The following is a 20,471-nucleotide window of genomic DNA, read 5'->3' as shown; positions in this document are numbered from 1 at the left end:
TCATTCCCTCCTATTTCCGCATTCTTGGATCGAGTGCATCCCGTAACCCGTCACCCAGAATATTAAATGTCACCATAATCAGGACAATGACGATTGAAGGATACAACAGCAAGTAGGCCTGCGTATTGAGTGATGCGAATCCGTCATTAATCAGCACGCCCAGAGATGACATCGGGGACTGAAGTCCGAGACCGATAAAGCTCAGAAACGCCTCTGTGAAAATCGCCGACGGAATCGTAAACATCGTATTGATGACAATAATGCCGATTGTATTCGGAATCAGATGCTTCCATATAATGCGGGTATTCGATGTTCCCAGCGTACGGGCGGCAAGCACGAACTCCTGGGATTTCAGCTTCATGATATGGGCCCGTACCAGGCGCGCCATATTCACCCAGCCCGTAATGGACATAGCGATCATAATCGTGATAATTCCGGGCTTCATAACCATCATGAGCAGGATGATAATGATCAAGCTCGGAATACCGGTCATGATTTCGATGATGCGCTGCATTACATTATCCGTCCGGCCTCCAAGCAGCGCGGATACCGCGCCATAAGCCACGCCAATAACCAAATCCAGCGCAGCAGCAAGCACCGCGATTAGGAGTGATATCCGCGTGCCCTGCCAAATTCTTGCCCACTGATCTCGGCCGAATTTATCGGTACCAAACCAGTGATCCGCGTTTGGCTTCTGGTACACCGCATCATAATCCGTAGCGTAATAATTGTGATGGCCAATCCATGGTCCGATGATAGCGAGAAGCAGCATAACTATTAGAATGACAAGACTGATAATTGCAGCCTTATTTTGTCTGAGACGTCTCCAGCTGTCCTGGAATGCCGTGAGAGATTCACGGGAGATTTTCTCCTTATCATCAGGCCGGGCTGCAGCTGGTTTAAATAACGCATCGATGTTTTGTGTGTCCTGCGGCATAAGCTTACCCCTTTCCTGAAGCCAGACGGATCCGCGGATCGACAAGGCCGTATAGCAAGTCTACAATGAGCATGACCAGTACATAGAAGGCACTGTAAAACAATGTAATGCCCATGATCGTCGAGTAATCATTCATTTTAATCGAATCTACGAATAGGCTGCCAATTCCGGGAATACCGAAAATATTTTCAATAACGAGCGAACCTGTCAGCAGATTGACAACGATGGGTCCGAGAATCGTGATCACGGAAATAAGCGAGTTACGAATGACATGCTGAAACATAATCCGTATCGTTCCGAGACCTTTAGCCTTGGCTGTCATTACATAATCCTGATCCAGCACTTCCAGCATTTCTGTCCGGACGAAGCGTGCAATCAGAGCAATTACGCCAACACACAAGGCAATGGACGGCAAAATCGAGCTCGGATAGCTTTCCCAAAATGCTACAGGCAAAAGCCCCCATTTCAGGCCGACATAATACTGCAGCAGTGCAGCAAGCACAAAGTTCGGAATCGAGACGCCCAGAACCGCGATAATCATTGTGGCGTAATCCCAGCCGGTGTTATGCCGGTAAGCGGCTACAATTCCAAGAATCATGCCAATGGCAAGACCCAGCAGCACGGCCTGAAGACCGATAAGGGCCGAAGGGAAAAGTCTGCCGGAGATGATGTTCGTAACCTTTTGTCCCGTATAGAAGAAAGAGGTTCCCAGATCACCTTGCGCCACGTTTTTGATATAGTTGACATACTGCGTGATTACCGGCTTATCGAGGCCGTAGCTCGTTAAAATCATCTGCTTCTGTTCCTGCGGAAGCTGGGCCAGCTTCTCCTCGTCAAATGGCGTACCGGGCAGTGCTTTCATCAGGAAGAAGGTTACGGTCGAGATAATAAACAGGGTTATGAGCAAATAAATAATTCGGATGCCGATATAACGTTTCAATGTCGCACCTCCCGGAAGATGGGGAATAAATCATACAATTCATAAGGGGTGGGAAAGGAAAGAGAGAAGCAGCGCTTCTCTCCTCTCCCTGAACCCTGAAACCTGCGTTATTTTACATCCGCATATTTGAAATCAACAGGGTTGCCATACGGATGATATTCCAAGTTTTGAACTCTATCGTTTAATAGGAAGGAGTAACCGCCGAAGTAGATCGGAACAACGACAACATCGTCATTCAAGAGCGTTTTCTCAGCGGCGAGAAGCATATCCAAGCGTTTCTTCTCGTCGGTTTCTTTCTTCGCACCGATGATCAGCTTATCGTAATCGGCGTTTTCATAGTTACCGCGGTAAGGCGTATGATTCGCCCACAGATCGAGATAAGTCATAGCATCATCGTAGTCAGCGCCCCAAGCGGTAATCGCCATCTGATAGTTGCTGTTGTCCATCAGTTGACCCCGTGCTTTGCTGGTTTTGGTATCAATGGTAACATCAATCCCGAGGTTCTTCTTGTATTCACTTTGCATGAATGTGGAGACGTCTTTTACTTCCGAAGTATCGGCTACCAGCATCGTGATTTTCGGAGCCTTACCAAGCTCTTTGACGCCTTGATCCCAGTATTCTTTGGCTTTGGCCGCATCGACGCCAACCAGATCCCCTTGTGTTTCGCGGAAAGACTTGCCGTCGATCCCGCTCATCTCGTCAGGAATCAAGCCTGTAGCTGCCTTGGAACCATTGTTGAGGACCTGATCTGCAAGCAGCTTGGAATCGAATCCAAATTCAAGCGCTTTACGGATATTAACATTGCTCACACCATCTGCTTTCAGGTTGAACTGCAGATACGTCGTTCTGAAATTGATTCCTGTTCCAAAGCCAGGATCCGATTTCGATGCATTCACATCCGAGGAGGCCAAGAGTACACGATCCAGCTGGCCTGCTTTGTAAGCGTTAAGCGCTGTACTTTTCTCTTTAATGACCTTAAGGTCAACTTTATCAACCTTTACATTAGCCGCATCCCAGTAGCCCTGGTTCTTTACCAGAACCGCGCCGCTGGCCGCATCAACCGAAGACAGGGTATAAGGGCCGTTATACAGCATGCTGTCAGCACCAAGTGCGTAACCTTCCCCTTTGGACTTCACGAAATCCTCTTTCATCGGGAAGTATGGAGCCAGCGAAGCCAGGCGCAGGAAGTAAGGCGTCGGTTGAGTCAGCTTGACGACAAGCGTTTTGTCATCCTTCGCTTCAATACCAACCTGATCTGCGGAACCTCCGGCTGCATAATCGGCAGCACCCACGATGTAATCGGTCATAATGAAGGAATAACCGTTGGTTCCGGTTTTCGGATCCATTTCACGAAGCCATGCGTATTTGAAATCTTGGGCTGTTACAGGCGTTCCGTCACTCCATTTTGCATTGTCGCGAAGCGTAAAGGTGTAAGTCAGCTTGTCCTCGGAGAGGTCCACCTTTTCAGCCATGGCAGGCTGCGGCTCATTTTTCAGATCCAGACGGTAAAGACCTTCATTGACGTTGTTCAGGACTGTAAATGACACATCATCAGATGCCTTCCACTGGTCCAGATCCTTGATCTCGTTCTCTACATACAGCTTTAATTCTTTGGCTGATCCTGCAGATGATGTCGTTTGACCGGACGCGCTGTCCGCCGTTTTGCTGTCACTGCCCGAAAACGAGCAGCCCGTAAACATTGCGGATACCACAAGCAGCGATACCAGTAAGCCCACCTTTTTCTTTTTCATAACATGTCCCACTCCTTTTGTTCCCCTTTAATGTATGATTGCACCGTCACTTCCGTTTACGGAAACAACGAACGAACCCATGTACAAGAAATCAAATCAGAATATAAATGATGAATGAAAGTTAAAAAGTAAAAGCAGCTTTCCGCTCGCCGACAACGATGTGATTGTCATTTTTGATTTCCTTCGGCACAACGGAGTAGAGTCTGTCGATCGTTTCTTGGTTACTGTAACCGATCTGCTCCAGAATCGAAGCGACAACAATCGGCCATGGAATTTCCGAACCATCAATCACCTTAAGTGCAAAAGCAACGCGTTCCCGGATTAAAGAGAAACAATACACGCCTTTGGCTCCACCTTTGGCAACGATGTTGTCGTCACGCAGCAGCTCGGAACAAATAAAGTTATGGCTTGCGATGCTGTCTGGTGCGGCATGCATGTAAGCAGTCATTCTTTTGACAGCTTCGCGGGTTTCTTCATCCTGGATCAGATCCGGGCAAGCGAGCTTCAGATAAGCCTTTGCAATATTTTGAAGTGGAAGCGCAAAGATCGGGAAACCGCATCCATCTACACCGATTTGAATTTGATCCACCGGATAGTCTGCCATATCAGCCAGCGTATGCAGGATATCCTGCTGAATCGGATGGGACAGCTGCCAGTATGTCTCGGTGTCATAACCCATCTCTTTGGCCGTGGCGATAATGCCAAGATGCTTGCCTGAGCAGTTATGATAGAGCTTTCTCGGTGGTTTGCCTTCTCGCATGCAAGCGAATTTCGGCTCGTCATTCAGCGGATATGTAGGACAACACAGCAGTTGATCCTCTGTCAGGCCGATCTTGGCCATAATAGATTCCAACGCTTCAATATGATAGGTCTCTCCGCGATGCGATGCTGCGAACATTGCCGCTTCGGTGTCGGTCAGACCGTACTTCCCAGCAATATTCTGCTTCATTACCGGAATCGCTTGAAATGGTTTTGCAGCGGAACGCAGGAAAGTCACATGCTCTGCGCTGCCTACTTCATGAATCAGCTCACCTTTGTCATTCACACCGCATAACACGCCCAAATGAACATTTTCGAGCACACCTGCACGAAATTCTTCAACTAATGGTTTGAAATACATCTCTATCCCCCGCTTTTGATATTATTCAAGATGATTTACTTCCTTAGACTTGTTCCACTTGCTCCATTTGACTCCCGATATCCAGGAACCGGCTTTGCGCCAGCAGGCCCGAACCGATCACGACACCATCGTTCTCAAAAGCCGAATATACGATTTGGAAGGTGCCCCGCAGCGGTTCCCATACGAATTGCTCCATACATTTCTCCGCAATAAACGCTCTGACCTCAGGAAATCTCTCTACGAGCTTACCTGTTAAAATCACGGTATCCGGATTATACATGCAGGCAATATTGCTGATCGTAACCGCAACAAAGGTCATTGCCCGGTCAAGCATGCTCGAAGCCCAAAACTCTCCATTATGCTTAGCCTGAAACAGTTCATCCAGACTCGTGATCGGTTTGATTTTATTGGATTGTTCAATCAATGATGCTTCAGCGATATAGGTCTGCAAGCAGCCCACTTTACCGCATTCGCATAAAATCCCGTTAGGATCAATGACCGTATGACCAATCTCCCCTGCACTGTTGGATTCGCCCCGGTAAATCTCACCATCAATAATGAGGGAAGATCCGACACCACTGCCGAAGCCAATTAGAACCGAGCGGTTCGAACCCTTGGCCGATCCATACATATGCTCTGCTAGTGATTTCACCTTCAGTTCATTGTCCACGGCAACCTCGAGTCCGGTATGTTTCTTCAGCACTCCGGCGATATCAGTCTGCTTCCAGCCCAGCTGTGCTGATAAAACGGCAGTACCGCTGGCGTGATCGATAATGCCCGGAAGTCCTACACCGATCCCCACAATTCGGCGGCGGTCAAAGCTTTCTTCTTCTATTAATTCATTAATTCCGCCAGCAATATGCTCCAGCGTAATTTCTGACGCTTCGCTCTTCTGTCTTTCTATCATCCTGCTGCCAATCACTCTACCATCCAAATCTATGACGCCGATCCGGATGTTGGCTTTATCAATTTCCACTCCGACAGATAGAACGGATCGCGGATTTACCTGAAGAAAAACCGCTTTACGTCCTACACTTGTCGTCTCCTGCTCAATTTCATGCATAAAATCCAGATGATATAGCTCGGAAACAATTCGGCTTACCGTGGTAGGGCTCATACCAGTCAATCTGGCAATGTCTGCACGTGACAGGGGTGAGTTGTTTTTGATCATCTCAAAAACAGTCGATCTATTTTTTCTTTTAATAAAATCCTGATCGTGCTTTTGCATCTTGTGGATTGCTCCTCCACTATAATTATTTTCACCCATGGAGAAATATATCTGACATAGGATGATATATTCACTATAAAGCTACTATTTTTCCGCTATTTCATCACCGAAACTTTCATTCCATTTTTAATTTCTCCAGTGATGTTATTAAAGAACTTTAATTGTTTTTAATAGGCCTGTCAATAACTTTACGGAAATATTGGTTCTTGAAAATTTTCATGAAAAATACAATAATTACATTAAATAAATCACGCCCGTTTGCAGAAAGGTTGGACCCACAGCATGAATCAATCACAAACCCTCCGCGGAAAGGCCCGAACCAAAGATCCCTTCCCGGTTTCCATTCTCTCACTGACGGTAGGCGCCTTCGCCATTGGCATGACGGAATTTGTCATCATGGGCATTCTGCCTAATGTCGCTGAAGACCTTCATGTCAGCATCTCCACCGCCGGGCAGCTCATCACCAGCTATGCTCTGGGCGTTGCCATCGGTGCCCCTATTCTCACGGTCCTCACCCACCGGCTCCCTCAAAAGCTGCTGCTCTGCCTGCTCATGGTTCTGTTCATTCTCGGAAACGGCATTGCCGTCATCGCTCCGAATTATGCCATACTCATGGGAGCCCGCTTGATTACCGCCCTTTGTCATGGCACCTTTTTCGGGGTCGGGGCCGTCATAGCCTCCAATCTCGTCAAGCCGAATAAGAGGGCGGGAGCGGTCTCCATCATGATGGCGGGACTCACCATCGCTAATATTATCGGCGTCCCGATTGGAACCTTCGTTGGACAGCATCTTGGCTGGAGAGCTTCATTTGCCGCTATTGTGCTGATGGGGATTATTGCCCTGATAGGTATTATGATCTTCATCCCCCGGATCCGGCAGGACCAATCTGCCAGCCTCACAAAGCAGTTTAAAGCTCTCGTTCAACCTAAGCTGCTGGTGATTCTGCTGGCCTGCGCTATCGGCAACTCCAGTCTGTTCGCGGTATTTACGTATATTGCACCTCTTCTGGAGCAGGTTACAGGATTCCACGAGCAAAGCGTAACCTGGATTCTAGTATTGTTCGGCATCGGAGTCACCCTCGGCAATATAGCCGGAGGTAAGCTGGCAGACTGGAAGCTCATGCCTTCGGTTTTGGGCATCTTTGCCTCCTTATGCGTGCTGCTTACCATATTTACATTTACCGTGAAAAGTCCCGTGCTTGCTGTCATTACCATCTTCCTGTGGGGGGCTGCTTCCTTCGCGGTTATGCCGGGCATCCAAGTAAAAATAATGAATATGGCGCAGGATGCGCCGGCTCTGGCTTCCACGTCCAATCATTCTGCAGGTAATTTAGGCAATGCATTTGGTGCTTTCTGCGGCGGGTGGGTCATCAATAATATGGGGCTGACCTCCTTGCCATGGGTCGGCGCGGTGCTGGTCAGCATTGCATTTCTGATCGGGCTGGCCATTTATCTTCAAGAGCGCAGGCAGCAAATCCCTCTGCCATTGCATGCTTCGGGCAAAGAGATTTAACGTACAATACCGGCAAACATTAAAAAACAGGCAGCACAAGGATATCCTTGTGCTGCCTGTTTTTGTTATGAGTATCAGCATTCCTTATATTCGTAAATTGTTCTTCCTTGTAAAGCGCTTCTTTCAAAGGCATGAGTCAGCAGTCCATCATGTTTGGAGAAGCTGAATGTTAGCCTTTTTTCACATGCAAATCGGCGATCCGGTAGAAGGCAGGCTTCGGTAGATGCTGCTCATCAAATAGGAATGGCCAGTTTTTACGCCCTTGTACAGGGAAGTTATCCAGCCAGGTATAATCGTCCGCCGCTCCCCAGAACGTTACAGAACTGATCACATCACGGTATTCCTTCAGCAGCCGAAACACGGATTCATACCTCTCTGCCTGCTGCTCCAGCATGCCATTCGTCGGCTCCTTCAGGTCAGATCGTTTGTCCTCGAAGCGGAACATCGACATATCCAGCTCCGTGAGCTGAAGCTGCATACCTAAGGAAGCATATTTTTCGATCGCTGTTCGGATATCATCCAGCGAAGGATCAGACAGATTCCAGTGTGCCTGTAAACCAATGCCATGAATCGGCACGCCCTGCTTGATCAGTGACTTGACCAAAGTGTAAATTTTATCGCATTTCTCCGGATGGGACTCATTATAATCATTGTAGAACAACTGGGCGCTAGGGGCCGCTTCATGTGCATATTCAAACGCTTTGGCTATAAAATCGGGCCCGGCAATATCCAGCCACTTCGACGGTCGGAGAAGCTCTGCTCCTTCATCCGTAATGACCTCATTCACGACATCCCATGCGTAAATGTCATCTCGATAGCGGCCAACCACCGTATGGATATGAGAATGAAGGCGTTCCAGCAATATCTTTTTGCTGACCGGCTGACCCTGATGATCCTGAAACAGCCAATCCGTCGTCTGATTATGCCAGACCAGTGTATGGCCGCGCATGGCCATCCTATGTTTGCGGGCGAAGGCAGCCAGACGATCGGCATCATCAAAGAAATAGATTTCTTCCTCCGGATGTATACTGGCGAACTTCATTTCATTTTCCGCTGTGATACTGTTGAAATGATAGGCAAGCAGCTCCTCCTGCGACCGGATCGTTAACGGATTTACAGCAGCTCCAATCTTGAAATCATCCGAAAATATACTTTTTAATGCTGTTTCTGTGCGTGTATTCATAGGGTTCAAGTCCATTGCCTCCTGCTTCAAAGTCTAATGCCTGACAAGCCACGCAAAATCGGATTCGTGTACGAAATAGATGAGACCGGTATTTACTCCTTAACGCTCCCCACATTCAATCCGACAACAAAGTACTTCTGCATAAACGGATACACCAGGAGGATCGGCACAGATGCTACGACCGTCACGGCGGCACGGATCGAAAGCGGAGTCACAAGCGATATCGCGCTGTCCTGAGTCATACCTACGCCTGCGGCTACATTCGGATTGTTATTGGAATTCATGCTGGAAGATAGCAGCTTCATCAGCTCATATTGCAGCGTGCTGAGCTCCTGCTTTGAAGATGTGTAGAGAAACGAGTCAAACCAGGAATTCCATGCCCCTACGGCCACAAAAAGGGCAATCGTTGCCAGCACCGGGGTACACAGCGGAAAGATGATCCGCATAAAAATTTTAAAGTCACCCGCGCCGTCAATTTTGGACGATTCAACAAGGCTTTCCGGAATCGTTCCAATATAAGTCCGGATGACGATCATGTTGAATGCGCTAATCATGGACGGGAAGATGTATACCCAGAAGCTGTTCAGCAAATGCAAATCCTTAATAAGAAAATATCCCGGAATCAGACCGGCGCTGAAGTACATCGTCAGCACAAAAATGATCGTGATCGGTTTACGAAAAACATACTCACGGCGGCTTAGCGTGTACGATAGCATCGTTGTCAGAAATATGTTAAGCAGCGTGGAAAGAACCGTCCGGGCAACCGAGATCCAGAAAGCGTTATAGATCGTTCCCGAGGCGAATACCGCCTTGTAATTCTGTATGGTCCACTGCCGTGGCCATAAGTAAATTCCGCCGCGGATCGTATCATTTCCCGCATTCAATGAAACGACGATCGTGTTCAGAAAAGGATATAGCGTCACAATAACCAGAACAATCATGAACACCAAGTTAAATGTATTAAAAAGAATCGGCTCAATCCGGCCCCCTCCGGGACCTTTTTTCAGTGCAATGCCTGTTGTTTTTTGCGGGCTGAGTTGATGATTTCCCATGATTATAACAGCCTCTCTTCCCCTAGCCGTTTCGCAGTCCAATTTGCAAGCAGCAGCATGGTCACACTGACGACCGTTTTAAAAATGCCCCCGGCAGTAGCAAGTGAATAATTTCCTTGAGCGATCCCGTATTTCAAAACGAAGATATCAACCGTCTCCGCCCAGTCCACAACAAGTCCGTTGCCGAGCAAATACTGCACCTCAAACCCGGCATCCAAAATATGGCCGATGGACATGATGAGCAAAATGACGATGGTGGATTTAATGCCAGGTATCGTTACGTAAAGCATTTTTTTGTACCGGCTCGCGCCATCCATTTCCGCTGCTTCATATAGCGCGGGATCAATGGATGCCATGGCTGCCAAATAAATAATCGTGTTCCAGCCGACTTCCTTCCAGACATGCGAGGCTCCAACTACACCCCAGAAGTACTTTCCTTCGCTGAGCCAAAGGATCGGCTCTTTAATGATATGCAGCTTCAACAGCATATCATTGATGATTCCATCCGAAGCGAGAGATGTCGCGACAATCCCGGTTACAATGACCCAGGACAGAAAATGCGGCAAGTAAGAAATCGTCTGCACGGTTCTTTTCAAAAAAACTTTCTTGATTTCGTTAAGCAGCAAGGCCAAAATGATCGCTGTGACAAATCCCAATACGAGATTGATCAAACTCATTCCAAGGGTATTTCGCAGCACTCTTAGAAAGTCGTCGTCCGTAAACAGGAATTTGAAATGCTTAAAACCAACCCATGTTTGTTCACCAAAGCTGCGCGCAGGCTTATAATTCTGAAAAGCCATCGTCCATCCCCAGACAGGTACATAGGCAAAAAGAATAATATATAGCGTCAAAGGAACCGACATCCAGATTAGCTGCTTCTGATTTTTAATAAGGGACCAGGTCATCGGATGTTTTTTTTGTTTTTTTGGATTACGGACGGCTCTTTTTTTCCCTAAAGTCTCCTCCATGCAAGTTGCTCTCCCCACAAACCTTTATTTCAGTATGCTGTATGATCCTTTACCGCATCCTGATTTTAGAAAGTGGAAGGCGAATGACGCCTTCCACTTTCTGCAACAAATCAGCACTTATTTACTCCAGTTATCGATTCTCCACTTGATCTGTTCATTGATCCGATCTTCATAGGCTTTGACATCCACCTTGCCGATTTGCGATGTATAGTCGGTCCATACAGAATCAAAATCAGCAGGTTTCGCCAGGATCGCCTTAGGCAGGAATTTAGTGGACAGATCATTAAGCTTCGTATTGACCACTTTTGCTTCCGAACCTTCATTCAAATCAATGGTCCAGGCTGGGTAATATACAGGGTTTTCAGGCGGGTCGCTGAAGAAATCAACGTAGCTGTTGTAACCGTAGGCTTGCAGGAATTTCTTGTCGTATTCTTTCAGGCCTGCTTGATATTCCTCAGGCTGGGCGGCGGCATCCGTCGAATTCCCATCGCTGAAGCTGCCTTCCATTTTCGGTGCAAAAGAGAAGAATGCGTCGGCTTTATTAGCCAGCTTCCAAGTGCCGTCCGTAAATTTATCCCGCTGTTCCTGTGTTTTCATGAATCTGCCTTTTTCATTCACCACGTAGTCTTCGCCTTCAACACCCCAGGTGAAGACCTTTTGCCAATCTTCCGTAATCAGCTTATCCAGCAATTTAATGATTTTCTCCGGATCCTTGGCGTTTACGCTGATTCCGAAACCATTATTTAAGTTGAGCGGTGCCCGGTCACGATAATAATCTTTCGTGCTTTCATCATAGACCAGCGGCAAGCCTACAAACGTTCTGTTATCTTTCTTTTGGGTAATCAGGGAGTTCTCTGCATTTTGGAAGTTCCAATGCTGGTCAAACATCCCGAGAACCGCTCCGCTGGACAGCTTAGCCAAGTACTGGTCATAGTTCTGTACGAAGGTTTCTTTATCGATTAAGCCCTTATCATTTACTTCGTTCAGCTTTTGATAGTACTGCTTGGCATAATCCTTATCCGCAAATATTTCTGCGACACCGTCTTTGACGACAACTCCGCCATCATTCGGGTGGCCGATCAAATGCTGCGGAGCGTTGAAGAGGCCCCAGTTTCTCCAGTCATAGTTCAGAATTTCAAATCCGATCGTCGGACTGCCGTCAATCTTCGGATTTTTTTCTTTATATTTGGCGATTAAGTCAAAGTATTCGTCGAGAGTTTTGACTTTCGGATATCCCGCATCCTCGAGCACGTCTTTCTGGATCCAGAAGGCTGGTCCCGAATACCATGTGCTGTTCAGCTTCCCGTTATATACCCCGTAGTTCGGCAAAATGTAGATATGTCCGTCATTCGGGTCCTTCATCATGTTCCAGTAATCCGCATAATGCTTCTTCAGGTTCGGTGCATACTTTTCAATCAAGTCCTCCAGAGGAATATAAGCCCCGGCTGCTGTCAGTTTGGTGTTACCGGTCATCAGGTCAGGATAGTCGGAACCAGCGATCATAACGCCCAGCTTCTGGTTAATGTCCCCTGCCAGAAATTCAAAATTAAAGGTTGCTCCCAGCTCGTCTTTGATCTTTTTGTATATCTTGTTGTCCGGAGTCGGCTGCTGACCGGCTTCCCCGATAAAAACACTGACATTAAACGGTTCCACCTTATCATCGTTATTCCCGGTTGCTGCCTGCTCTGTGGTGTTCTTATTGCTGTCGCTGCCGGAACTCGAACTCGTATCCTTGCTTCCCCCGCATCCCGAAAGGACGACGCTGAAGGTCAACAACAGCATCAAGCCAAGCCGGAACAGCGTTTTGGACTTACCCCCCATGTAAAGCACCTCCGTCAAATTTTAGCTACAGCAAGCTTTTGTAAGCCTTTTCAGTAACCTATCCTTATTGTAAAAGCGCTACCAAACTTGAAACTATAGCACAATTAAAGGAGTAACCCTAAAAACCTTAGAACATGGTCTTTTTGTATTCATTCGGAGACATATGCTTTCTTGCTTCGAATTGTTTGAGGAATTGGCTGTAGTGGCTGTAGCCCACTTGCTCCGCAATTTCGCTGTTTTTAAGCCTGTTCTCTCCAAGCAAACGGATAGCTTCCTCCACACGCAGGTCATGCAGCAGCTCATGAAAGCTGATTCCGTTCTTCTTCATAAGCAGCTGCCCCAGATAAACCGGATGCAGATAGAACACTTCAGCCAGCTTTTTGATGGAGAGGGGCTCGGCGAAATGTTCACGGATATAGCTGTTGATTGCATGAATAATCCCTTGTGAATGCTTGAGCTGCTCACTCAGCAGCCAATCGATGCATTCCTCACCGCAGGACAACAGATCACCCATGACATCATTCAGCGTCAGAAGCGAGCCCGAATTGCGCGACAGTCTGTATTTTTCATTGAGAGACTCTGCCTGTACTTCATCACTTGCTTCCCTCACGATCTCTATGATTCGGTACAGCATATGGATAGCAACCTTTTTTACAATTTCAGGTGCAATAAGCATTTCCCGAAAACTGCTGGCTGCTGATTCAACGGCCTTCTGAAAACCACTCTTATCCAAAAGGGTGATCGCTGCGATCATGCCTTCCATCAGCTGCATTTGGTCGTAATGGTAATGAAAGGGCTTATTCCGGATGCTCTTGAATGAGATCATGCGGTGATCTGCCTGATCATAAAATTGGTAACTTATCGCTTCTTTTGCAGTTTGATAGCATCGTTCGATCTGAAGCAGGGTGCTCTCCCCGGTACCCGTAGCCAAGAATACCCGGTATGGGGAAAACAAATGTTCTAGCTCATACATGATCCGGTATGAGCTGCCTTCCCTATTTGCACGGCCATCATAACCACAAACAATCCCGAAGGTATTCATATCCAGATCAACCAGATAGGCTCTGTCCTCTTGCTCCAGCATTGACGCCGCTCTTCCCCGCAGTTCTGCAAATGATGACGGCTCCATCTGGATCAGGCAGAAATTCCATTCCTCCATGTCCGCTGATACCTTGCTCAGAAGCGAGCGGTCGGACTCCTCGATCAACTGTTTATTCAATAGCCTTTTGATAAGAGAAACTACTTCTTCATACGAAGCAATCCGTGTCAGGCTTTGCTGCGCAGACGCATCCATCAGTTCTTGATGAATCTCCCTCAATTCCTCTTCGGCTTCTTCCGGGATAACGGGCTTCAGCAGATAATGATTCACGCCGAAGCGCATGGATCTCTGTGCATATTCAAACTCACTATATCCGCTTACAATGGCAAACCTGACCGGTTTGGACTCCATCTTCTGCCAAGCTTCTATCATCATCAGCCCATCCATCAGCGGCATATTCACATCCGTAACCACGAGATCCGGCCCAAGGTCCTGAATCATCTGCAAGCCTTCCATCCCGTTATTACAGGTACCACAGACTTCGAAGCCGAGCTCCTGCCAATTGATCCACATCTGCATGCCTTCAATAGCCCCCGGCTCATCATCAATTAACAGCACTTTGAACATCACGAGTTCCCTCCTGTTAAACGACCTGATCAAGATACTTAATCGGGATTTCGAAGAATACCGTTGTTCCTTGATTCGGTGTGCTCACGATATCGAAGCGGACCTGGTCGTTATAATACAGCTCCAGTCTCCGATACACATTACGGATACCAATACTTATTCCGGTAGAATTCTCCTTGCGTACGGACATGATGATTTCCTTGAGTCTGCTGGAATCCATGCCCTTCCCATTATCCGAAATCACTATACGAAGACGGCCATCGACGACAAAAGCGCAGATCTTCACCATGCCAACGCCCTGAATCGCCTGAATCCCATGTTTACAGGCATTTTCGACAAGCGGCTGAATACTCATTTTAGGAATTTTATAATGAACCGCATCCTCTTCAACCTCAAATTGATACTCAAATTTATCTCTAAAGCGGAATTTTTCTATTTTGAGGTACATCTCAATGAACATCAGTTCTTCCTCAAGCGTAACGATATCTTCTTTCCAGCTGAGCAGTCGGCGGAGAAGCTTGGATAAACTTTTAATAATATCCGTGACATCCGTATAGTTGTTTTTCGTGCATACAACCAAAATCGCATTTAGTGTGTTAAAAAGAAAATGGGGATTCATCTGGCTTTGCAAAAAGTTAAGCTCGGCGCGCACTCTTTCCATCTCCAGATTTTTCTTTTGAATTTCCAGTTTGTAGACGTTGTTGATGAGGAATTTGATTCTGGTGGTCATCATGTTGAAATTCTGAATCAGCCCGCCGATTTCATCACGGCCTTCATCAATTTGGATAAGATCAAATTTTTCGTTGGTGACCTTTTGCATGTGGCGGGATAAACGTTTAACCCGATAATTATAGGATCTGAGCATGATAAAGATAAATGTCGTAGTAAACAAAGTAACGACAGCCGCTAACGCACTTATGTATAGTCTCATTTCCATCATTGCCTTGGATATCCGGACGCCCTGGGTGATGCCGATCAGTTTCCAGCCTTTGACGTACTTCGCGCTGCCGATGGAAAGAGTATGAACATCCTGCTGATTGTCACCTTCCGCCAATTGAAAAACCGGATATGCATCCACTTTCCCTCTTTGGTAGCCGCTATCGGATGACATAATAATCTGGTTGTTCTCATTGACCAAATAGAGATTCAAATAATCCTTTTCCCGCATAATAACATCATAGATTTTACTGAGATCAATATCGATTCGGAGCAGCTTTTTGTATGTGTCAAAATAATCATAATAGTCCATTCTTTCGATGACGCTTAGATAGGGTACCGTTGAAGCCGTATTATTCGCCTCAGCCGCTCGATATGCCGCTACAAATACCGGATTGCTGGAGTTTTCCCACATTTTGTACCAGTCACTGTCCAGCACTCCTTCATCGATCACATGGTAATTCCCTCCGTTCACGATGGATTTATTGTCGGTGAATATGCTGATTCTCTGAATTTGATTATTCACCGGAATATAGCTGGTAACCCGGTTTCGCAGCTGCTCATCAAAGGTTTCATAAAAATCCAGTTGATCCTTATACTCCCGATCAAGCATTTCATAGAGTGTCTTATCCGTATTTAAGGCATGACTGACCGCCACACCTCCATCTATAAAATCGTGAATATCCTTTCTGGCTCTCTCCAGCGATATTTCCAGGTTTTGCTCTTCCCTCGCTTTGATCAGTTCCGACATCCGGTCCATCACCAGCAAATGAATCACGACGATCGGGAGCAGCACGCCAACGAAGAAAATCAGAAAAAATTTGTAATTCAAAGGGATATCATTAACGAATTTTCTAAGTTTAAATTTTCTTTTGAGCATTTGGAGCTCCTCCCGTTTTTACATCTGCTTGTTTCCGGCGTCATTTTTATAGACCGATGGCAGTACACCGGTTTGCAGCTTGAATTTATTAATAAAATAATCCGTGTTCGGATAGCCAACCTGGACAGCAACATCGGATATTTTCATCTGGGTCCGTTTCAGCAGCCTTTTTGCCTCCTCAATCCTTCTTTCATTTAGATACTCCTTAAACGGTTTCCCGGTATTTTTCTTAAATAGCTGTCCCAGGTAAGTAGCGTTCATATGAAAATGTCTCGCCAAATCCTGCAGCTGCAGTTTATTCCGATACTCGCGGTCTACGTACTGAATAACATGAAATATCGTATTACTCTCATTTTGCTGCATTAATTCAGACAAACCCTCAGCTGCCTGTGTACATAACCGGCATACATATTTCTCGAGTACCCCATATTCGCCTATACTGTCCAAATTCCCATGCGTATTCCGCAGCTCCTCCATTAACGCATCCGGTTTCCCATTCATTTCAGCAATCAGCCGGCAAAGCGAGAATTCCAGATCAGCCACATTCGCCTTCACGAATTCGATCTCAAGCAGACTATCCATCAAGCATGTAAAGGTTTCCTTCACACAAAAAGGGATATTCTCCGTCTTTCCAGCCTGCACCGTCTCATACAGCAATTTGAATTTATCCTTATGCAGGTCTTGTCTCTGCTTCGTTCTCCTGAGATCCTGAAAATAAAACACGCCGCCTCGCTCCTGACGGCGTTTCATCCTTCCAACCTCAAGGCCTTGCAAATACATCTCCCGGATGGAACGTATACCGCTCATTTTATTACTGACTGCGATAATAACCGGCTGGTTGGACATTTCCGACAGTTCCTTCTGAAGCCCATTGATTGCCTCTTCAAGCCGTCCTTCCGAGAACAAGATAGACGACTGAAGGATGATTCCCGTTTTTCCATCACGATCCTGAAAGCCAGTATCTACCCCAAAATGCTTTAATAGTTTCGGTCGCAATTCACGATAATCGAAAACGTTTTCAATTAAAGCGACTCCAATTTCCTCTTCCCATTGAAGCTTTAAAGTTTCATCAGCCTGTCCCTCTAAGTCCAGGTTATATTCTCCCTGCAGCAAGCGGTTGATCACATGATTTACAGCAAGAAGCTGTGTCTTCTTCTGATCCTCTTCTGCAGTGATTTCGTCATGTATTTTTCTGCTGAGTTTATGTAATAAAGCTCCCATTTCTTCATCATCAACCGGTTTGAGCAAGTATCCGGCTGCACGCTGGCGCATGGCTGCACGGGCATAGCTAAAATCATCATATCCGCTTAGAACAACAAATTTGGGAGGTTTTGATAACATCTGATTGGATTGCTCAATCAGTTCAATACCATTCAGAACCGGCATATGGATGTCCGTAATGACAAGCTCCGGATGGTATTCCTGTATCTGTCTGAGTGCATCGGTACCATTCAAGGCTTCTCCACAAACTTGAAAGCCGTATTTCTCCCAGGTAACCATTGTTCTTAAACCTTCCAGAACCCATGGCTCATCATCGACCAGAAGTACGTTCAGCATGCCTTTCGCTCCTCTCCGTCAAATCCCCAAACTGTAAGCGTATTCATTATTTTCGGAACATTCCCGTTATTAACTGCAAAGTAATCCTGATTTTAGCAGAGAAGCAACAAAAAAGAAGCTGTTAGTCATTCACTATATCATGCCGGACTCCTGCTGTCATTTGAAAAAAAAGAGTGGACAGATGGACGAAAATAAGGACAATGACAGATAACCGGAATCTGAAATTACATACGCAATTAGCCCAAAATAATGCATGGCAACAGAAAGGTTGATTCAGCGTGCTGAGAAAGATGAACAGGTTCAATACCCTCCGTAATCAAATGCTCCTCGGGTTTCTTTTTGTCATGCTGATTATCTTGTTCGTGGTCGGTATCGTCAACTTCGATTCGGTCTCCAGACTGCTGAAAAACAATGCGGAAAAACATATTCAGCAAACCGCTGTTCAAGCAAACGGCAGACTGGAGGCCATTCTGAACCAGATCGATTCTCTAACGATGCAGGTTGCCACAAATCAGTATGTACAGCAGGTTCTGCTGAATGAGCTTGGCGGAAAGCAAGCCACGTTCTCTGAACGCCAAGCACTGTTAACCAGTATCAAAATCGTGCAAACCTACGCCGATAGCGTCAATTCCGTCGAGCTCTACAGCAGCAGCAACCGTCGTCTCTTCCCTCTTGATGAGGGTGATCTCAACAGCAAAGTCAGTCAAAAATGGATACAAAGCGCCCAAGAAGAAAAAGGCCGAATCGTATGGATCGGCATCGATCCCTTGGATCCGGAATCCGTACTGGCCATTCGGAGCGTCAGTCTCATGGACCAGTGGTTCAGGCCGGGTGGATATCTGCTCATCCGGATGAAACGGGAGGTATTTAAAATCAACGAATCAATCTCGGGAGAGAACGGCCGTGAGACCATGCTTGTGGTTGACCGAAACTACAGTCTGATTGCAGCCAATGATGACCAGTTCACGCCATCCGAGATCAAGCCTCTGATTGAAGCCGATGAGCCGGTGGTGTCGATCGATAAGAATAAATATATGCTGGTTAAGCAGCAATCCGCAGTCACCGGCTGGACACTATTGATTCTTACGCCTATTCGTGCCATCACCAGCGGAATCTCGGTTTTGCGTACAGCGATTTTCGTCTCTGCCGGCATCGGAACGCTGCTCTTTATCCTGCTATCTTTTCTGCTGTCCACCATCATTACCCGCCCTGTATTCAAACTGATCAAGACGATGCGAAGTGCGAGGCTTGGCGGCCTGAAGCCGACAACCCAAATTTCCTCAACCATTGAGATTAACGAGTTGAACCACTCTTACAATCAAATGGTTGAACATATGAACGAGCTGATTGAACTGGTCTATGAAAAAGAAATTATACAAAGCCGTACAGAACTCAAGGCGCTTCAAGCGCAAATCCATCCTCATTTTCTGTTTAATACACTGGAAGCCTTGTACTGGTCTCTGCAGGAGAAGCAGGAGGAGGAGCTAGCCGAATATGTGGTGGCGATGGCTGACCTGTTCCGGTATACCATCACGGGGCCTAACAAAGAGGAATGGGTTACGCTCGGGGATGAACTTGAGCATATCGAACGTTATTTGCTGATTATGAAAATGAGGCTTGGCGAACATATGACATGGTCGATCTCTTCCCCACCTGCCTATGCTTCTGTCCCCATGCCCAAGCTGCTGATTCAGCCGCTAGTCGAGAATGCCGTACTCCATGGGGTCGAAAGCAGGATCGGACCGGGAGACATATCCGTTAACGTCGTGCTTTCCGAGGATGCCAAACATTTGGTGGTCACGGTAGCCGACAATGGAAAAGGCATGGACGAGGACATGTTGAACAGAATTGTCACCGCGCTCAGTACCGGAAAGATGCCGTCCACCAAGGGATCCGGCTTGGGCATTTTTAATGTTCAGCAGCGGATCAGGCTCTACTACGGCAGAGCCGGGCGGGAACATCCCGGTCTAACCATCCATAGCGGACATAACGAGGGGACAATGATCAGTCTTACCATTCCAATCCAGATGGGAGAGTTTCATGTTGTTTAAATCCAAAACGATATTAATCGTTGATGATGAGCCCCGTACAAGACGGGGTTTAAAAACGATGCTGGATGCCTGGAGCGGCGGATGCTGTGAGATCAGAACGGCGGACAATGGCAGGGATGCTCTGCAGATGCTGATACAAGAACCGGTCCACCTGCTCATAACGGATATCCGGATGCCGGAGATCAGCGGACTGAATCTGGTTCAGCTGCTCCAAACAACGTCTCTGGCCACAAAACCGTCGGTGATTCTCATTTCGGGATATGCCGAATTCGATTATGCGCATCAAGCCATTCAACTGGGAGTCGTCAATTACCTGCTCAAGCCTATCCGCAAGGATAAGCTGATTGATGCTGTGGAGATAGCTCTCGGGGCACATGAGGAGCGCATGCGGATCACTAAGATGCAGCGGATCGTCGATAGCAAGCTGGTTCAAGTGACGGAAGATCTGGATAACCGGAGCGAACCGGTTAAAGAAGCCATCCGCTATGTGGAAGAACATTTGAATCAGAGCTTCGGTCTTCGCGAGGTGGCCGATCATGTACATTTGAATCCCAGCTATTTCAGCGTGCTGTTCAAAGAACAGATGCAGATGACATTTATTGAATATGTGACCCGTATGAGGGTTCAAAAAGCCAAGGAGCTTCTACTGCAAACCCGGCTGCCTGTCGTCGAAATTGCCGAGCGTGTCGGCTACCAGACAACCAAATATTTCAACAAGGTCTTTAAGGAATATGAAGGGAACAGTCCGGGTCTTTACCGGAGAAACAATGACCCAACACCCAAATAAAATGGAATAATACCTAAACGCTGTACCCTTATGTCTCTATGCAAGGGGGTGCTACACTTGTTCCAGAGAGAGAGAAAGCGCA

15 protein-coding genes are annotated in these 20,471 nt (G+C 46.8%); 3 read left to right on the top strand and 12 right to left on the bottom strand.

The window, feature by feature from the left end:
* Positions 1 to 10: 10 nt before the first annotated feature.
* The 5 genes from E6W40_RS02930 to E6W40_RS02910 form a co-directional block, all read right to left on the bottom strand.
* Positions 11 to 937, bottom strand: coding sequence for an ABC transporter permease (locus E6W40_RS02930; RefSeq protein WP_136604110.1), 927 nt, complete (start codon positions 935 to 937; stop codon positions 11 to 13).
* A 4-nt stretch (positions 938 to 941) separates the two neighbouring features.
* Positions 942 to 1,877, bottom strand: coding sequence for an ABC transporter permease (locus tag E6W40_RS02925; RefSeq protein ID WP_136604109.1), 936 nt, complete (start codon positions 1,875 to 1,877; stop codon positions 942 to 944).
* Positions 1,878 to 1,984: 107 nt separating this feature from the next.
* Positions 1,985 to 3,628 (bottom strand): peptide ABC transporter substrate-binding protein, encoded by a 1,644-nt coding sequence (locus tag E6W40_RS02920; protein ID WP_136604108.1) that lies wholly within the window; start codon positions 3,626 to 3,628, stop codon positions 1,985 to 1,987.
* A 121-nt stretch (positions 3,629 to 3,749) separates the two neighbouring features.
* Positions 3,750 to 4,748 carry an asparaginase gene (locus tag E6W40_RS02915; RefSeq protein ID WP_136604107.1) on the bottom strand — a complete coding sequence of 333 codons (999 nt, stop codon included), beginning with the start codon at positions 4,746 to 4,748 and terminating at the stop codon, positions 3,750 to 3,752.
* Between the two features lie 43 nt (positions 4,749 to 4,791).
* Positions 4,792 to 5,976 carry an ROK family transcriptional regulator gene (locus E6W40_RS02910; RefSeq protein WP_136604106.1) on the bottom strand — a complete coding sequence of 395 codons (1,185 nt, stop codon included), beginning with the start codon at positions 5,974 to 5,976 and terminating at the stop codon, positions 4,792 to 4,794.
* A 282-nt stretch (positions 5,977 to 6,258) separates the two neighbouring features.
* Between E6W40_RS02910 and E6W40_RS02905 the strand changes: the two genes are divergently transcribed.
* Positions 6,259 to 7,488, top strand: coding sequence for an MFS transporter (locus tag E6W40_RS02905; RefSeq protein WP_136604105.1), 1,230 nt, complete (start codon positions 6,259 to 6,261; stop codon positions 7,486 to 7,488).
* Positions 7,489 to 7,657: 169 nt separating this feature from the next.
* Here the strand turns inward: E6W40_RS02905 and E6W40_RS02900 are convergent, their stop codons facing one another.
* The 7 genes from E6W40_RS02900 to E6W40_RS02870 form a co-directional block, all read right to left on the bottom strand.
* Positions 7,658 to 8,671: an endo-1,4-beta-xylanase gene (locus E6W40_RS02900; RefSeq protein WP_136606802.1), complete on the bottom strand. Its 1,014-nt coding sequence runs from the start codon at positions 8,669 to 8,671 to the stop codon at positions 7,658 to 7,660.
* 92 nt (positions 8,672 to 8,763) lie between these two features.
* Complete coding sequence (locus E6W40_RS02895; protein ID WP_136604104.1) at positions 8,764 to 9,723, bottom strand: carbohydrate ABC transporter permease; 960 nt, start codon at positions 9,721 to 9,723, stop codon at positions 8,764 to 8,766.
* Positions 9,724 to 9,725: 2 nt separating this feature from the next.
* Positions 9,726 to 10,691 carry an ABC transporter permease gene (locus E6W40_RS02890; RefSeq protein WP_136604103.1) on the bottom strand — a complete coding sequence of 322 codons (966 nt, stop codon included), beginning with the start codon at positions 10,689 to 10,691 and terminating at the stop codon, positions 9,726 to 9,728.
* A gap of 117 nt (positions 10,692 to 10,808) precedes the next feature.
* Complete coding sequence (locus tag E6W40_RS02885; protein WP_136604102.1) at positions 10,809 to 12,512, bottom strand: type 2 periplasmic-binding domain-containing protein; 1,704 nt, start codon at positions 12,510 to 12,512, stop codon at positions 10,809 to 10,811.
* Between the two features lie 127 nt (positions 12,513 to 12,639).
* Complete coding sequence (locus tag E6W40_RS02880) at positions 12,640 to 14,178, bottom strand: response regulator transcription factor (RefSeq protein WP_246072819.1); 1,539 nt, start codon at positions 14,176 to 14,178, stop codon at positions 12,640 to 12,642.
* 16 nt (positions 14,179 to 14,194) lie between these two features.
* Complete coding sequence (locus E6W40_RS02875; RefSeq protein ID WP_136604100.1) at positions 14,195 to 15,994, bottom strand: sensor histidine kinase; 1,800 nt, start codon at positions 15,992 to 15,994, stop codon at positions 14,195 to 14,197.
* Positions 15,995 to 16,012: 18 nt separating this feature from the next.
* Positions 16,013 to 17,551 carry a response regulator transcription factor gene (locus tag E6W40_RS02870; RefSeq protein ID WP_136604099.1) on the bottom strand — a complete coding sequence of 513 codons (1,539 nt, stop codon included), beginning with the start codon at positions 17,549 to 17,551 and terminating at the stop codon, positions 16,013 to 16,015.
* Between the two features lie 278 nt (positions 17,552 to 17,829).
* On the opposite strand from E6W40_RS02870, the gene E6W40_RS02865 reads away from it, so the two are divergent.
* Entirely contained in the window at positions 17,830 to 19,602 is a 1,773-nt protein-coding gene (locus tag E6W40_RS02865) for a histidine kinase (protein WP_136604098.1), read from the top strand.
* Positions 19,592 to 20,389, top strand: a complete 798-nt coding sequence (locus tag E6W40_RS02860; RefSeq protein WP_211146960.1) for a response regulator transcription factor — start codon at positions 19,592 to 19,594, stop codon at positions 20,387 to 20,389. The genes E6W40_RS02865 and E6W40_RS02860 overlap by 11 nt, the downstream gene beginning before the upstream one ends.
* Positions 20,390 to 20,471: the final 82 nt, after the last annotated feature.

Source organism: Paenibacillus dokdonensis (assembly GCF_004916975.1).
GTDB classification, from domain to species: domain Bacteria; phylum Bacillota; class Bacilli; order Paenibacillales; family Paenibacillaceae; genus Paenibacillus_AQ; species Paenibacillus_AQ dokdonensis.
Note: the sequence above shows the minus strand (reverse complement) of the source record. Positions and strands in the feature narration are given on the sequence as shown.

Excerpts from the sequence above, each read along its gene's own strand:
- E6W40_RS02870 (WP_136604099.1), bottom strand. The coding sequence starts at position 17,551 with ATGCTGAACGTACTTCTGGTCGATGATGAGCCATGGGTTCTGGAAGGT.
- E6W40_RS02860 (WP_211146960.1), top strand. The coding sequence starts at position 19,592 with ATGTTGTTTAAATCCAAAACGATATTAATCGTTGATGATGAGCCCCGT.
- E6W40_RS02905 (WP_136604105.1), top strand. The coding sequence starts at position 6,259 with ATGAATCAATCACAAACCCTCCGCGGAAAGGCCCGAACCAAAGATCCC.
- E6W40_RS02890 (WP_136604103.1), bottom strand. The coding sequence starts at position 10,691 with ATGGAGGAGACTTTAGGGAAAAAAAGAGCCGTCCGTAATCCAAAAAAA.
- E6W40_RS02930 (WP_136604110.1), bottom strand. The coding sequence starts at position 937 with ATGCCGCAGGACACACAAAACATCGATGCGTTATTTAAACCAGCTGCA.
- E6W40_RS02920 (WP_136604108.1), bottom strand. The coding sequence starts at position 3,628 with ATGAAAAAGAAAAAGGTGGGCTTACTGGTATCGCTGCTTGTGGTATCC.
- E6W40_RS02910 (WP_136604106.1), bottom strand. The coding sequence starts at position 5,976 with ATGCAAAAGCACGATCAGGATTTTATTAAAAGAAAAAATAGATCGACT.
- E6W40_RS02875 (WP_136604100.1), bottom strand. The coding sequence starts at position 15,994 with ATGCTCAAAAGAAAATTTAAACTTAGAAAATTCGTTAATGATATCCCT.
- E6W40_RS02895 (WP_136604104.1), bottom strand. The coding sequence starts at position 9,723 with ATGGGAAATCATCAACTCAGCCCGCAAAAAACAACAGGCATTGCACTG.
- E6W40_RS02885 (WP_136604102.1), bottom strand. The coding sequence starts at position 12,512 with ATGGGGGGTAAGTCCAAAACGCTGTTCCGGCTTGGCTTGATGCTGTTG.
- E6W40_RS02880 (WP_246072819.1), bottom strand. The coding sequence starts at position 14,178 with ATGTTCAAAGTGCTGTTAATTGATGATGAGCCGGGGGCTATTGAAGGC.
- E6W40_RS02900 (WP_136606802.1), bottom strand. The coding sequence starts at position 8,671 with ATGAATACACGCACAGAAACAGCATTAAAAAGTATATTTTCGGATGAT.
- E6W40_RS02915 (WP_136604107.1), bottom strand. The coding sequence starts at position 4,748 with ATGTATTTCAAACCATTAGTTGAAGAATTTCGTGCAGGTGTGCTCGAA.